Below are 13,780 nucleotides of genomic sequence, written 5' to 3'. Positions count from 1 at the left end.
TTAATCAAGAGCTATGCCAAGGTGCTGAAACGGTGCTCGGTACGGCTGAGATACTTGTCACCTGGGCGTAACACCACGTTGCTGAAGTGGGCGTGGTGGATGCTGTCGGGGAAGGCCTGCGTTTCCAGGCAAATGCCGGAAAACGCCTGATAACGATGCCCTTCTTTGCCGTTCCAGACTTTATTGGAGAGCTTGAAGGCGTTATAGAACTGCATGCCCGGCAGCGAGGTGTGTACCTCCATCACGCGTCCGCTGTGCGGGCAAATCAGGCTGGCCGCAGGGCGCAGCGCGCCGTCGCCGGGTTTGAGCACGTAGTTCATATCAAAGTCCTGTGCCGGGCGGTGCAGCATCGCATCCCCCAAACGACGGGCGTTGCGGAAATCAAACGCCGTCCCCGCCACGCGGCGGATCTCGCCGGTGGGCAGCATGGTGCTTTCATCCACCGGCGTGATGAAATCCGCTTCGATCTTGAGCTGCTGATCGTGGATCAGGTGCGTATGGCCGCGCAGGTTGTAATGGCTGTGATTCACCAGATTGACCAACGTCGGCTTATCCGTTTGCGCTTCAAAGCTGAACGTCATCACGTTGTCTTCGGTCAGGCCGATGCGGTGGCGCACCTGCAGGTTGCCCGGATAGCCTTCCTCGCCGTCGGCAGAAGTACGGCTAAAAATAATGCCGTCGCCGTCTTCCTGCGCCTGCCAGACATACTTGTCAAAGCCGCGCACTCCGCCGTGCAGATGCTGGCCGGTGGTCAGTTCGTTGGTGGCTAACACATATTCCTGGCCGTCAAGCTTGAAGCGCCCACCGGCGATGCGGTTGGCACAGCGCCCGGCGATCGCGCCAAAGAACGGGTGCCCGGCCTGGTAAGAGGCCAGATCGTCAAACCCCATCACAATATCTGCTGCTTGGCCGTGCCGATCCGGCACCCACAGTTGGGTGATGATGCAGCCGTAATCGGTCACACACAGCCGCATGCCGTTAGCGTTGCTCAACGTGAACAGGGAAACCGCCTGTCCTTGATGCTCACCAAAATGCTGGCGTTGAATGGTTGTCATAGTCTGTCCCTAATGGTTTAAAACTGTGCAGCCTTGCCGTTGCTGCCAAACAGCCGAATTTTTTCCACCACTTTCTCTTTCATCACGTCGCGGCCATGCCCAAGCGAAACCGCCAGCACAAACTCTTCCGGGTCTTTGTTCAGCACTTCCGCCACGCCTTGGGTGAAAGCCTGACGCAGTTCGGTATCCACGTTGATCTTGGCCACGCCCAGCGCCACCGCTTTACGGATTTGCTCATCCGGCACGCCGGAACCGCCGTGCAGCACGATGGGCTTACGGACGATTTCGCGGATCTCATGCAGGCGGTCAAACGCCAGCTTAGGTTCCTGCTTGTACAGGCCATGGGCGGTGCCGATCGACACCGCCAGATAGTCCACAGTGGTAAGTTCGGAAAACTTCAGCGCTTCATCACTGCTGGTGATCAGGGCGTCTTTTTCATCGACCGAGATGTCGTCTTCGGTGCCGCCGATCTTGCCGATCTCCCCTTCCACGCCGATATTCAACGCGTGGGCCACATCCGCTACCGCACGGGTGATACGCACGTTTTCGTCGAACGACAGATGCGATCCGTCAAACATCACCGACTGGAACCCTGCCTGAACCGCCTGCATGGTTTGCGCAAAGCTGCGGCTGTGATCGAGGTGAATACATACCGGCACGGTAATATCCTGCATAAAGGCATCGATCATTGCTTTCATCGGCTCCAGGCCCATCACGCTGATCACTTTCTGGCCCACCTGAATCATGATCGGCGCCTGTTCCTGCTCGGCAGCCAGCAAAATGGCGCGAATGGTTTCAGCGTTATGGGCGCTAAAGGCACCGATGGCGTAGCCGTTTTTCCACGCGTGCTGAACCATGGTGTAACCGGATAAATAAGGCATTTTCTCTCCCCTGTGCGCGCTGAATATCAGGCGCTTGCGTTATCAATTAATGTTTGCCTGCCAGGCCGGAAGCCACGCGAACCTGCTCCAGAATGGCGCTCCAATCCTGACGCCCGCGCCCGCTGGCGCGCGCCTGGCTGTAAACTTCGCGCGCCGCCGCGCCCAGTGGCATGGCAACGTGCAACTGGTTGGCGACATCCAGCGCGATCCCTAAATCCTTGTGCGCCAGGTCGATCATGAACGCCGGGCTGAGATCGCCCTTCAGCACCTTGTTTGGCCAAGTGGTGGTGAAATGCCCTTTGCCTGCTGGCGTGCCGCTCATCACTTGCAGCGCCACGTCGAACGACAGCCCTAAGGCTTCACACAGCACCGCCGCTTCGGCCGACAGCGCGTTGAGCGCGATGCTCATGTAGTTGTTGATCAGCTTCACGCGGATGCCCATACCCGGCCCACCGGCGTTGATCAACTCCGAACCCATCGCCATCAGCACTGGCGTAGCACGCTGTACCTGCTCAGCGGTGCCACCGGCCAGGATCAGCAAGGTGCCTGCCTGAGCGTGATCGGAAGTGCGCCCTACCGGGGCGTCCATCAGGCTGAAACCGCGCGCCTGCATGTCGGCGATCAGCCGGTCGGTTTGTAGCGGGTGAATGGTGGACATGTCGATTACCAGCGCCGCAGGCGATAGCGTGCTGCACACCCCTTCGGCACCGAACAACACCTCACGCACCAGATCGCCATTTGGCAGCATGGTGATCACTAACTCTGCATCCAGCGCCGCCTGCGCCGGGCTGGCCGCCGCCGTTGCACCCTGCGCCACCAAAGCGCTGACCGCCGCTGGGCTGATATCAAAAACGCTCAACCGGTGGCCCTGCTTAATCAGGTTGCTGGCCATCGGCGCTCCCATTTGCCCTAGCCCGATAAATGCGATCTGTGCCATGGTTCTCTCCTGTTTGTTACGGTTGTCCGCTTTGTGTCAACTTATGCGTCACAATTCAGATTGTTTTTGTCTGTTTTTGATCGTATTTGTAATTTATGGTCAAAAAATTGACATGCGTCACTCTTTTAACATTTGAGAAAATTAAAATGGTGGCATCGTGATCGGCCGCCACTTTTTGGCGCAAACCGTTTTGGCAACAACAGAGGACCCAGACCATGACTCGCATTGCCTGTGTAGGTATTACGGTGCAAGACCGTTTGTATTACGTGGAAAAGCTGCCACAAGGGGGCGGGAAATATGTCGCCAACGACTACCGTGAAATCGGCGGTGGCCCGGCGGCAACCGCCGCCGTTGCCGCGGCCAGACTGGGGGCGAAGGTCGACTTCATTGGCCGCGTTGGTGACGATGCCACCGGGCAAACGTTGCTGGCTGAGTTAGCCAGCTATGGCGTCAACGTCGGCTACACCCGCCGTTACCCGCAGGCGCGTTCGTCACAGTCGGCAGTGCTGGTGGATGCTCAGGGTGAGCGGATCATCATCAATCACCCCAGCCCGGATCTGCCAGAAGAGGCCGGCTGGTTGAGCGAGATCGATTTCAGCCAGTACGACGTGGTGTTGGCGGACGTACGCTGGCATCAGGGGGCACTGGCGGCTTTTACGCTGGCCCGCCGTGCCGGAGTGACCACGCTGCTGGATGCCGATGTGACGCCGCAGGATATCCGCCCGCTGGTGGCGTTAGCCGACCATGCCGCCTTTTCCGAACCAGGATTAGCACGCATGACAGGAGAAACTGAGGTTGAAAAAGGATTACGATTAGCAAAAAATGACAAAAATGGACAAATTTATGTCACAAAAGGGAAACAGGGTTGTTTCTGGCTGGAAAACGACCAGCTAAAACATCAGCCGGGCTTTAAGGTCGAGGTGGTCGATACTACCGGTGCTGGCGACGTTTTTCACGGTGCACTGGCGGTCGCACTGGGTTCACAACCGGATATCGCACAGGCGGTACGCTACGCCAACGCAGTTGCAGCGCTGAAGTGTACCCGACCAGGCGGGCGCGCAGGCATCCCCAACTGTGATCAAACAGGCTCTTTCTTGGCCAGTTTTGTATAAAATGATCAACTGATGACAATATTCAAGAGAGCAAAACATGAGTCTGACTGAACTTACCGGCAACCCGCGCCACGATCAGCTGATTCAGTTGGTCGCCAAGCGTGGCTACATGAATATCGACGAACTGGCTCAGTTGCTGGCGGTTTCAACCCAGACGGTACGGCGCGATATCCGCAAGCTGAGTGAACAAGGGTTAATCACCCGCCATCACGGCGGCGCTGGGCGTGCCTCCAGCGTGATCAACACCGCGTTTGAGCAGCGCGAACTCTCTTATACCGAAGAAAAAATCGCCATTGCGGAGGCGATCGCCGATTACATTCCCGATCGCTCCACGGTATTTATCACCATTGGCACTACGGTTGAGCATATCGCCCGGGCGCTGATGAATCATAGCCACCTGCGGATTATCACCAATAGCCTGCGGGTGGCGCATATTCTGTACAAAAATACCGAGTTTGAAGTCATGGTGCCGGGGGGCACGTTGCGGCCTAACAACGGTGGCATTATCGGCCCCAGCGCGGTAACGTTTGTTGAAGGCTTTCGCGCCGATTATCTGATCACCAGCGTGGGGGCGATCGAGGCCAATGGCGATCTGTTGGAATTTGATGTTAACGAGTCCAGCATAGTGAAAGCGATGATGACTCATTCACGCCATATTCTGCTGGCGGCGGATCACACTAAATTCCATGCTTCAGCGGCGGTAGAGATTGGCAATACACGCCTGGTCACGGCACTCTTTACCGATGCGCCACCGCCGCTGCCGCTGGAAACGCTGCTGCAACAGCAGCAGGTGGAACTGGTGGTTACCTCAGCCACCGCCGAAGAACCGACGCTTTAATTTCCGGCGGTCAATCCGCCGGATTTTCAGTTAATCATTAATGCGCGCATAGCCTTATTCTGCGTGCATTAATTGACCCATATTATCCATCGATTACAGAGACTCATTATCCACGAAATACACCCATAATTAGGCATTATCAATACGCCTGAAACAGCCTAATTAACCCATCGCATAATCCCTCAACCGACCATTATATTAACATTAAGGGTTGTCTCAGATTGTCAGTATGTTAGGGTATGTAGCACTCTTATTTTCTATTAGGAAATTTTTATCGCTCGATAATACATCACAGGAAACCGATATTTGCATGGCAATTAAACTCGAAGTAAAGAATTTATATAAGATATTTGGTGAGCACCCGGAACGGGCATTTAAGCTGATAAAAAGAGGCCTGACAAAAGATCAGCTACTGGAAAAAACAGGGTTATCATTGGGCGTAAAGAACGCCTCTCTGGCCATTGAAGAAGGCGAGATATTTGTCATCATGGGGCTTTCCGGTTCCGGTAAATCCACCCTGGTACGCCTTCTCAATCGTCTGATAGAACCCACGCGCGGTCAGGTGTTGGTTGACGGTGAAGATATCGCCCAAATATCTGATACTGCGCTGCGTACGGTGCGGCGAAATAAGATCAGCATGGTGTTTCAATCATTCGCGTTAATGCCGCATATGAACGTATTAAATAATACCGCTTTCGGCATGGAATTAGCGGGAATACCGTTACAGGAACGTCAGGAAAAAGCACTGGATGCCTTGCATCAGGTTGGGCTGGAAAATTATGCCCACGCTTATCCTGATGAACTCTCTGGTGGGATGCGCCAGCGAGTGGGATTAGCCCGCGCGCTGGCGAATAACCCGGATATATTGTTAATGGATGAGGCCTTCTCTGCCCTTGATCCGTTAATTCGTGCCGAAATGCAGGATGAACTCGTCAAATTACAGGCTAAACATCAGCGTACTATCGTGTTTATTTCCCACGATCTGGATGAAGCCATGCGTATTGGCGATCGTATTGCCATTATGCAAGGCGGCGAAGTGATTCAGGTGGGAACACCGGATGAAATATTAAATAATCCGGCCAATGATTACGTGCGCACGTTCTTCCGCGGCGTGGATATCAGCCACGTTTTCAGCGCCAAAGATATTGCCCAACGCCGCCCGGTTACGCTGATCCGTAAAACCCCCGGTTTCGGCCCGCGCTCGGCGCTGCAGCTGCTGCGCGAGGAAGACCGTGACTATGGTTATGTGGTTGAACGCGGTGAGAAATTTATCGGCGTGGTGTCGATAGACTCGCTCAAGCAAGCGCTGGCGGCCAAGCAAACGCTGGACGATGCGCTGCTGGATACCCCGTTCCCCGTGCCTGCGGATATGCCGCTGAGTGAGTTGATCTCACTGGTAGCGCAAGCCCCCTGTGCCGTGCCGGTGGTAGGGGAAAATAACAACTATATCGGAATCATTTCCAAGGCCATGCTGTTGCAGGCCTTAGACAAAGAGGGCCCAACGAATGAGTAATCAACAGGATCCGTGGGCAACCGCCTCAACAACCGTCAACGATGCCAGCGCCGCCGCCAGCAGCGATCCCTGGTCAAGCAGCGCACCGGCCGCTCATGATGCCGTCAACCAGACCGCACAGGGCGCCGACTGGCTGAACAGCGCTCCGGTTCAGCCGGAACACTTTAACCTGCTCGACCCTTTCCATAACACCTGGATACCCTTGGATTCGTGGGTCACCGAAGGCATCGGCTGGCTGGTGCTGCATTTCCGCCCGCTGTTCCAGGGTATTCGCGTACCGGTAGATTTCATCCTTAGCGGTTTCCAGCAACTGCTGTTGGACATGCCAGCCCCAATCGCCATTGTGCTGTTCTCGCTGATCGCCTGGCAAATCACCAGCCTGGGGATGGGGGTGGCAACGCTGGTGTCGCTGGTCGCCATCGGCGCGATCGGTGCCTGGTCGCAAGCCATGGTCACGCTGGCGCTGGTGCTCACCGCACTGTTTTTCTGCATCCTCATCGGCTTGCCGTTGGGCATTTGGCTGGCACGCAGCAAACGTGCCGCCAAGGTGATACGGCCGCTGCTCGACGCCATGCAGACCACGCCCGCCTTCGTCTATCTGGTGCCGATCGTCATGCTGTTCGGTATCGGTAACGTGCCTGGGGTGGTAGTCACCATTATCTTCGCGCTGCCGCCGATTGTGCGCCTGACCATTCTGGGCATCAACCAGGTACCGGAAGATCTGATCGAAGCCGCAGAATCCTTCGGTGCCAGCCCGCGTCAGCTGCTGTTTAAGGTGCAACTGCCGCTGGCGATGCCGACCATTATGGCCGGTGTTAACCAGACGCTGATGCTGGCGCTGTCGATGGTGGTGATCGCCTCGATGATTGCCGTCGGTGGCTTGGGCCAGATGGTGCTGCGCGGAATTGGCCGCCTGGATATGGGGCTGGCCGCCGTCGGTGGGGTGGGTATTGTCATTCTGGCGATTATCCTCGATCGCCTTACCCAGTCGCTGGGGCGCGATCGCCGCAGCAAAGGGATTGGCCGCTGGTACGCCCACGGCCCTATCGGGCTGATGACGCGTCCGTTTATCAAAAAAGCCTGACTCAGCCGTCTAATGCTTGTCAGTTAAGGCTAACCAGTTCCCTCTCCCTCGGGGAGAGGGAGGCCACACCTTTAGCACCTGCTGCATAATTATGCGGCTTTGCGCTTAACCGATCAGCATTAGACTCAACCGTCTGTCTTATTGTCTTTACCGCCGGTGGCGCTTTGCCCCGGCGGGCTATACCCAAAACGAGAGGAATAACTATGCGCACCACAGGAATCTGGGCGATTGCCCTTACCACACTGCTCGGCTCACAGGTTGCCTCCGCTGCTGATTTGCCGGGAAAAGGTATTGTGGTACAACCGGTACAAAGCACCATTTCTGAAGAAACCTTCCAGACGTTGCTGGTCAGCAAAGCGCTGGAAAAACTCGGTTATGAGGTGAAAGAACCCCGTGAGGTGGATTACAACGTGGCCTACACCTCCATCGCTTCCGGCGATGCCACCTTTATTGCCGTGAACTGGGATCCGCTACAGGCCGATCAGTACCGTTCGGCCGGGGGCGACAACAAGTTCTATCGTGAAGGGATCTACGTCAGCGGTGCCGCGCAGGGCTACCTGATCGACAAAAAAACCGCCGACCAGTATCACATCACCAACGTCGAGCAGCTAAAAGACGCGAAAATTGCCAAGCTGTTTGATACCAACGGTGACGGCAAGGCGGATCTGACCGGCTGTACGCCAGGCTGGGGCTGTGAGGCAATGATTAACCATCATATTAAAGCTTACAGTTTGAGCAACACCGTTGAGCATAACCAGGGCAACTATGCCGCGATCATTGCCGATACCATTACCCGCTTCAAGGAAGGCAAACCGGTGCTGTACTACACCTGGACGCCTTACTGGGTCAGCGATGTGCTGGTTCCGGGCCGCGATGTGGTTTGGCTGCAGGTGCCCTTCTCGTCGCTGCCAGGTGAGCAGAAAAACATCGATACCAAGCTGCCTAACGGCGCCAACTATGGTTTCCCGGTCAATAACATGCGGATTGCGGCCAACAAGCCGTGGGCACAGGCCAACCCGGCGGCCGCCAAGCTGTTCTCCATCATGAAATTGCCGATTGCCGACGTGAATGCGCAGAACCTGCGGATGCATGAAGGCCAGTCTTCACAGGCTGACATTCAGAATCACGTTAATGGCTGGATCAAGGCCCACCAGGCAACCTTCGATGGCTGGGTGAAAACCGCAGCAGAAGCGGCAAAGCACGCTGTGCACTGAGGGGCACTCCGACGGCTTACGCCGTTACGGCCCCTTAGGCATGCTCCCCCTAATAACTGGCTTTTTCAGCAGTCTGTGGGCGCAGCACGCTGCGCCCTTTCCACTGTAGATAAACAGCCCAAACCGTTATGCGGTTTTGGGATCAGTTGGAATTAAACATTGTTTTAACAACCTGCCTTGCACGATACTCTGCACCACTGAATATTCTTTTAACTGCATACTGATGAAGCCGCACACCGAAAATCAGGGCCTGAGCCCAGCATTAACCCTTATCATTGCCATGGCTACCGGCCTGGCCGTCGCCAGCAATTACTATGCCCAACCATTGCTGGAAACCATTGCGCAGAGCTTTAGCCTGTCGGTTAATCAGGCTGGGTTTATCGTTACCGCCGCACAGCTCGGCTATGCGGTCGGCCTGCTGTTTCTGGTGCCGCTTGGTGATATGTTTGAACGCCGCGGGCTGATCGTATTTATGACGCTGCTGGCCGCCGGTGGCATGCTGATTACCGCGCTTTCCAGCACCTTATCCATGATGATCCTCGGCACCGCCCTCACCGGATTATTCTCGGTGGTGGCGCAGTTGCTGGTGCCCCTGGCCGCCACGCTGGCCCGCCCGGAGAAACGCGGTAAAACCGTCGGCATCATCATGAGCGGCCTGTTGCTGGGGATCCTGCTGGCGCGGACCGTTGCCGGAGCGCTGGCAGCCATCGGCGGTTGGCGCACCATTTACTGGGTTGCCAGCGTGCTGATGATCCTGATGGCGCTGATCCTATGGCGCGCCCTGCCGCGCTATAAGCTGCATTCCGGCCTGAATTACCCGCAGTTGCTGAAATCCATCTTCTCGCTGTTCTGCTTCACGCCGCTGTTGCGCACCCGCGCCATTATTGGCGCCCTGTCATTCGCCAACTTCAGCATCTTATGGACTTCAATGGCGTTCCTGCTGGCCGCACCGCCGTTCAATTATTCCGAAGGGGTGATTGGCTTGTTCGGCCTGGTCGGTGCTGCCGGTGCGCTGGCGGCGTCACGCGCCGGGCACCTGGCGGATAAAGGCAAGGCGGGGCTGACCACCAGCGTTGGTCTGATACTGTTGCTGCTGTCCTGGATCCCGATTGCGCTGGCGAAGCACTCCCTGTGGGCCTTGATTGTCGGTATTTTGGTGCTCGATCTGGCGGTACAGGGCGTGCATGTCACTAACCAAAGCGTGATTTACCGCATTATGCCGGAAGCACGCAACCGCCTGACGGCAGGCTATATGACCAGCTATTTCATTGGTGGGGCTGTGGGTTCCGTACTTTCTGCCAGTGCCTACCAACATGCGGGCTGGAACGGCGTTGCGGCGATTGGCGGAGTTTTATGCCTGCTGAACCTGCTGACCTGGTGGCGAGGGAAACGCTATGATCCACAGGGATCGGTAATTTCTTAGTTAGCAAACATATAGTTTTTTTTGTTATTTATTAGAGTGCAGAGAGTATAAACCCTACTAACTCTCTGGTATTGTTATCGGGATAAATTATTAGTACCCCCATATCCGATAACCTTCAAAATGCAGGTCGATGGCAGTTGAGTAAACCTCAATGAGTTTTCACTCCGGTAAATGGAGTGAAAACAAACCCATCGACGCATATTAGGGGATGACGGATATATTCTGTAACCCGAATACTCATGCAAAACTTTGTTACTGCAGCTTTCTGTTCCTATTTTACTTTCTTCGTCAATACAGAGAACTGCGGAATTAATCTGCATTAAGTAAATAAATCTTATGTATTTCAACCGAGCGGGAAAGCTCAATATGCGTCGCCACACATAAAGCCATATGATTTGTCATGTTATTCATTTACAAACGGCTTACAAATGACACGAATTGCTAAATTATTCCCCTTGCTGAAGATTTACATTATTAATCACTCTCGTTACTATATCGAGCGAAATTAATGAGGCTAAAAATTATGGAAAGTTCGTTTGCTCCCATAGAACAAATGCTTAATTTCCGCGCCAAGCGCCAGGCAAACTTCCCTTATCAGGAAATTCTGCTGACCCGCCTTTGCATGCACATGCAAAGTAAGTTACTGGAAAATCGCAATAAAATGCTGAAAGCACAGGGAATCAATGAAACCTTGTTTATGGCGCTCATTACGCTAGATGCGCAAGAAAACCACAGTATTCAGCCTTCTGAGCTAAGCTCAGCCTTAGGTTCTTCACGCACCAACGCAACCCGCATTGCCGATGAACTGGAGAAACGTGGTTGGATTGAACGCCGGGAAAGCGACAATGACCGTCGGTGCCTGCACCTGCACCTGACCCCAGCCGGAGAGGCGTTTATCGCCCAGTTGCTGCCCCCGCAGCACCAATGTCTGCATTTCCTGTGGTCCACGCTGAATGACGAAGAGCGGCAGCAGCTTGAAAAACTGACGCGCAAACTCTTGGCCCGCCTGGATCAGATGGAAGTTTCAGAACAGTTATCCCAATAATTTCTGTTCAGGTAATTAATTTATGCGATCCCCGTTAACCTGGAGATTCACCCCGCTGTGCGCTGTTTTATTGCTGGCGGGGTGTGCATCTACCGACAATATTGCCCCGCAATCCAAACTGATGGATCCGCAACACCTGCAGCTTGCGCAGCCTAAGGGCAGCTCACTGGCCGTTAGCCCGCAGTGGTGGCGCGCGCTGAACGATCCACAGCTTGATGCACTGATGGCCCAGACGCTGCAAAACTCACCGTCGCTCAAGCAAGCGGCTGCCCGCGTGCGTGAAGCCCAGAGCCTGGTAGGTGAAGCCAGCGCTGCCAACGGCCCACATCTGGATCTCAATGCCAGCAGCGATCGCATGCGCATTTCCCAAAACACCAACCAGGGTTTTGGCTACCCGACATCACCGATTTATGAAACCAATAATTCACTGGGCCTGAATCTGGCCTATGAATTCGACTGGTGGGGCAAATATCGCAATCAGGTGAATGCGGCCAAAGCCCAGGTTGATGCCGCGCGCGCCGAGCAGGCACAGGCGGCACTGGCGCTCACCAGTTCGGTAGCCTCGGCCTATTATCAGCTGCAGGCCAGTTATGCACTGGAAAAAGTGCTGCAGCAGGAAGTAGACAACCAGCAGCGCTTGGCCGATCTGCGCCAGCAGCAATACAAAGCCGGGATCTACGGCGTTGATGTTCCGCAACAGACCTTGGCACAGGCCGACGGTACCCAGCAGCAGATCATCCAGTTGCGGTCACAGATTGAACAGTTGAAGCACCAACTGGCGGCCTTGGCCGGCCAGGGCCCGCACGCAATGCAGTCTCTGCATCCGGTCGCCTTACCCGCAGAACAACTGTTGGCGCCGCAAGGTGAACTGACCGCCGATTTGCTGGGTAAACGCCCGGACATTGCGGCACAGCGGCAACTGGTGGAGTCATACGACCAGCGCGTCAGTGCGGCGCGTAAAGAGTTTTACCCCAGCCTGTCGATTTCAGCCTTCGCCGGTTTGAATACCACCCATGTCGGTGGCACCAGCCCGAATCTGCTGGAAGCGGCAAGCCAGGCCTGGAGTGTGATGCCGGCGATCTCTTTGCCGATCTTCCACGCCGGTGCGCTGCGCAGCAAGCTGGGTGAGGAATCTGCACTCTATGATGAAGCAGTGGAATCCTATAACCAAACTATCCTGAATGCGGTACAGGAGACGGCCGATGCCATTACCGTCCAGCAAAGCAGTGCCAAGCAACTGCAGCAGGCGGCTTCGGCTTCCCAATCCATGCAGCAGGTGTACCGCGTCGCTAACGCCAAATACCAGGCAGGGATTATCGGGCGTGACGAACTGTTGACCAGCCAGACGCAGCTATTACAGCAGCAACAGGCGGAACTGAGTGCCAGCAGCAATCTGATGCAGGCGAAGATAGGGTTGGTTCGTGCGTTAGGAGGGGGTTATCAGGCCCCGGCGACGGATTCGAAAGCCTAGTAAATACCTATAAATAGAGAGCGTGGAGAACACCATGAGTGCAAGCGCGGAGATTCAACCCTCGCAGCAACCGAAAGGCAAAAAGAAGCAGCGTAAATTTTGGCTGCTGTTGCTGACGGTTATTTTTATCGTTATTGGAGCGGCCTATTTCGTGTATTGGTTCCTGGTGCTGCGTCACCATCAGGAAACGGATAACGCCTATGTCGCCGGTAACCAGGTACAAATCATGGCGCAGGTGTCCGGGAGCGTAAACAGCGTCACCTTCGACAACACCGATTTCGTGCAGAAAGGGGACGTGCTGCTGACGCTCGATCCTACCGATGCCGAACAGGCATTTGAGCGCGCCAAAACCGCGCTGGCCAACAGCGTGCGCCAGACGCATCAGTTGGTGGTTAACAGCAAGCAGTATCAGGCCAACATTGCGCTGCGCAAGTCTGAACTGAGCAAGGCAGAAAACGATCTCAAGCGCCGCGTGGTGCTGGGCAGCGTTGATGCGATTGGCCGGGAAGAGTTGCAACACGCTCGCGAAGCCGTAGACAGCGCCAAAGCCATGCTGGAAGTGGCGGTGCAGCAATATAACGCTAACCAGGCCATGGTGCTGAATACCCCACTGGCGAAGCAACCCGCGATTCTGCAAGCCGCCGCGCAGATGCGTGATGCCTGGATGGCGCTGCAACGCACCCGCGTGATCAGCCCAATTACCGGCTTTGTCTCACGCCGCAGTGTGCAGGTTGGCGCGCAGATCTCGCCAGGCACGCCGCTGATGGCGGTGGTTCCGGCCGATCATCTCTGGGTGGACGCCAATTTTAAAGAAACTCAAATCGCCAATATGCGCATTGGTCAACCGGCTACCGTAGTCAGCGACGTATACGGCAGTGACGTGGTGTTCAAGGGCAAAGTGGTGGGTATCGATATGGGCACCGGCAGCGCCTTCTCGCTGCTGCCCGCGCAAAACGCCACCGGTAACTGGATCAAGGTGGTGCAGCGGTTACCGGTACGTATTGAGCTGGATCCCAAGCAGATTGCAGAGCATCCGCTGCGGATCGGCCTTTCGACCTTGGTCACCATTGATACCAGTAATCGCGATGGGCGGGTACTCTCCAACGTGGTGCGTGAGCAGCCGCTGTATGAAACCAGCGCTCTGATGCTGGATCTGGCACCGGTTAACCAAATGATCGCCGATGTGATCCATGCAAACGCAGGTTAA

At 55.4% G+C, this 13,780-nt stretch carries 12 protein-coding genes; 9 read left to right on the top strand and 3 right to left on the bottom strand.

Annotation, left to right across the window (positions count from 1 at the left end):
• Positions 1-11: 11 nt before the first annotated feature.
• The 3 genes from BMI79_RS21165 to yihU are packed head-to-tail and all read right to left on the bottom strand — an operon-like array spanning position 12 to position 2,873.
• The gene (locus BMI79_RS21165) at positions 12-1,055 is read right to left on the bottom strand and encodes an aldose epimerase family protein (RefSeq protein ID WP_076944135.1); all 1,044 of its coding nucleotides are present in this window, start codon (positions 1,053-1,055) and stop codon (positions 12-14) included.
• A 17-nt stretch (positions 1,056-1,072) separates the two neighbouring features.
• Positions 1,073-1,936, bottom strand: a complete 864-nt coding sequence (locus tag BMI79_RS21160; RefSeq protein WP_076944134.1) for a class II fructose-bisphosphate aldolase — start codon at positions 1,934-1,936, stop codon at positions 1,073-1,075.
• Between the two features lie 46 nt (positions 1,937-1,982).
• Positions 1,983-2,873 (bottom strand): sulfolactaldehyde 3-reductase, encoded by an 891-nt coding sequence (yihU, locus tag BMI79_RS21155; protein ID WP_076944133.1) that lies wholly within the window; start codon positions 2,871-2,873, stop codon positions 1,983-1,985.
• 215 nt (positions 2,874-3,088) lie between these two features.
• On the opposite strand from yihU, the gene BMI79_RS21150 reads away from it, so the two are divergent.
• The 9 genes from BMI79_RS21150 (at position 3,089) to emrA (ending at position 13,780) form a co-directional block, all read left to right on the top strand.
• Positions 3,089-3,985, top strand: coding sequence for a sugar kinase (locus BMI79_RS21150; protein ID WP_076944132.1), 897 nt, complete (start codon positions 3,089-3,091; stop codon positions 3,983-3,985).
• A gap of 37 nt (positions 3,986-4,022) precedes the next feature.
• Complete coding sequence (locus BMI79_RS21145; RefSeq protein ID WP_076944131.1) at positions 4,023-4,823, top strand: DeoR/GlpR family DNA-binding transcription regulator; 801 nt, start codon at positions 4,023-4,025, stop codon at positions 4,821-4,823.
• Between the two features lie 310 nt (positions 4,824-5,133).
• Positions 5,134-6,336, top strand: coding sequence for a glycine betaine/L-proline ABC transporter ATP-binding protein ProV (gene proV, locus BMI79_RS21140; protein WP_076944130.1), 1,203 nt, complete (start codon positions 5,134-5,136; stop codon positions 6,334-6,336).
• The gene (gene proW, locus BMI79_RS21135; protein ID WP_076944129.1) at positions 6,329-7,420 is read left to right on the top strand and encodes a glycine betaine/L-proline ABC transporter permease ProW; all 1,092 of its coding nucleotides are present in this window, start codon (positions 6,329-6,331) and stop codon (positions 7,418-7,420) included. The genes proV and proW overlap by 8 nt, the downstream gene beginning before the upstream one ends.
• 203 nt (positions 7,421-7,623) lie before the next feature.
• On the top strand, positions 7,624-8,634 hold the full coding sequence (gene proX / locus BMI79_RS21130) for a glycine betaine/L-proline ABC transporter substrate-binding protein ProX (RefSeq protein WP_076944128.1): 1,011 nt from the start codon (positions 7,624-7,626) through the stop codon (positions 8,632-8,634).
• 223 nt (positions 8,635-8,857) lie between these two features.
• Positions 8,858-10,057: an MFS transporter gene (locus tag BMI79_RS21125; protein WP_076944127.1), complete on the top strand. Its 1,200-nt coding sequence runs from the start codon at positions 8,858-8,860 to the stop codon at positions 10,055-10,057.
• Positions 10,058-10,580: 523 nt separating this feature from the next.
• Positions 10,581-11,102 carry a transcriptional repressor MprA gene (gene mprA / locus BMI79_RS21120; RefSeq protein WP_076944126.1) on the top strand — a complete coding sequence of 174 codons (522 nt, stop codon included), beginning with the start codon at positions 10,581-10,583 and terminating at the stop codon, positions 11,100-11,102.
• A gap of 22 nt (positions 11,103-11,124) precedes the next feature.
• On the top strand, positions 11,125-12,573 hold the full coding sequence (locus BMI79_RS21115) for an efflux transporter outer membrane subunit (protein WP_076944125.1): 1,449 nt from the start codon (positions 11,125-11,127) through the stop codon (positions 12,571-12,573).
• 34 nt (positions 12,574-12,607) lie between these two features.
• Entirely contained in the window at positions 12,608-13,780 is a 1,173-nt protein-coding gene (gene emrA, locus BMI79_RS21110; protein ID WP_076944124.1) for a multidrug efflux MFS transporter periplasmic adaptor subunit EmrA, read from the top strand.

It is taken from the genome of Serratia oryzae, assembly GCF_001976145.1.
Taxonomy (GTDB): domain Bacteria; phylum Pseudomonadota; class Gammaproteobacteria; order Enterobacterales; family Enterobacteriaceae; genus Chania; species Chania oryzae.
This window is presented reverse-complemented; position numbering and strand designations above follow the sequence as displayed.

Excerpts from the sequence above, each read along its gene's own strand:
- BMI79_RS21165 (WP_076944135.1), bottom strand. The coding sequence starts at position 1,055 with ATGACAACCATTCAACGCCAGCATTTTGGTGAGCATCAAGGACAGGCG.
- BMI79_RS21160 (WP_076944134.1), bottom strand. The coding sequence starts at position 1,936 with ATGCCTTATTTATCCGGTTACACCATGGTTCAGCACGCGTGGAAAAAC.
- yihU (WP_076944133.1), bottom strand. The coding sequence starts at position 2,873 with ATGGCACAGATCGCATTTATCGGGCTAGGGCAAATGGGAGCGCCGATG.
- BMI79_RS21150 (WP_076944132.1), top strand. The coding sequence starts at position 3,089 with ATGACTCGCATTGCCTGTGTAGGTATTACGGTGCAAGACCGTTTGTAT.
- BMI79_RS21145 (WP_076944131.1), top strand. The coding sequence starts at position 4,023 with ATGAGTCTGACTGAACTTACCGGCAACCCGCGCCACGATCAGCTGATT.
- proV (WP_076944130.1), top strand. The coding sequence starts at position 5,134 with ATGGCAATTAAACTCGAAGTAAAGAATTTATATAAGATATTTGGTGAG.
- proW (WP_076944129.1), top strand. The coding sequence starts at position 6,329 with ATGAGTAATCAACAGGATCCGTGGGCAACCGCCTCAACAACCGTCAAC.
- proX (WP_076944128.1), top strand. The coding sequence starts at position 7,624 with ATGCGCACCACAGGAATCTGGGCGATTGCCCTTACCACACTGCTCGGC.
- BMI79_RS21125 (WP_076944127.1), top strand. The coding sequence starts at position 8,858 with ATGAAGCCGCACACCGAAAATCAGGGCCTGAGCCCAGCATTAACCCTT.
- mprA (WP_076944126.1), top strand. The coding sequence starts at position 10,581 with ATGGAAAGTTCGTTTGCTCCCATAGAACAAATGCTTAATTTCCGCGCC.
- BMI79_RS21115 (WP_076944125.1), top strand. The coding sequence starts at position 11,125 with ATGCGATCCCCGTTAACCTGGAGATTCACCCCGCTGTGCGCTGTTTTA.
- emrA (WP_076944124.1), top strand. The coding sequence starts at position 12,608 with ATGAGTGCAAGCGCGGAGATTCAACCCTCGCAGCAACCGAAAGGCAAA.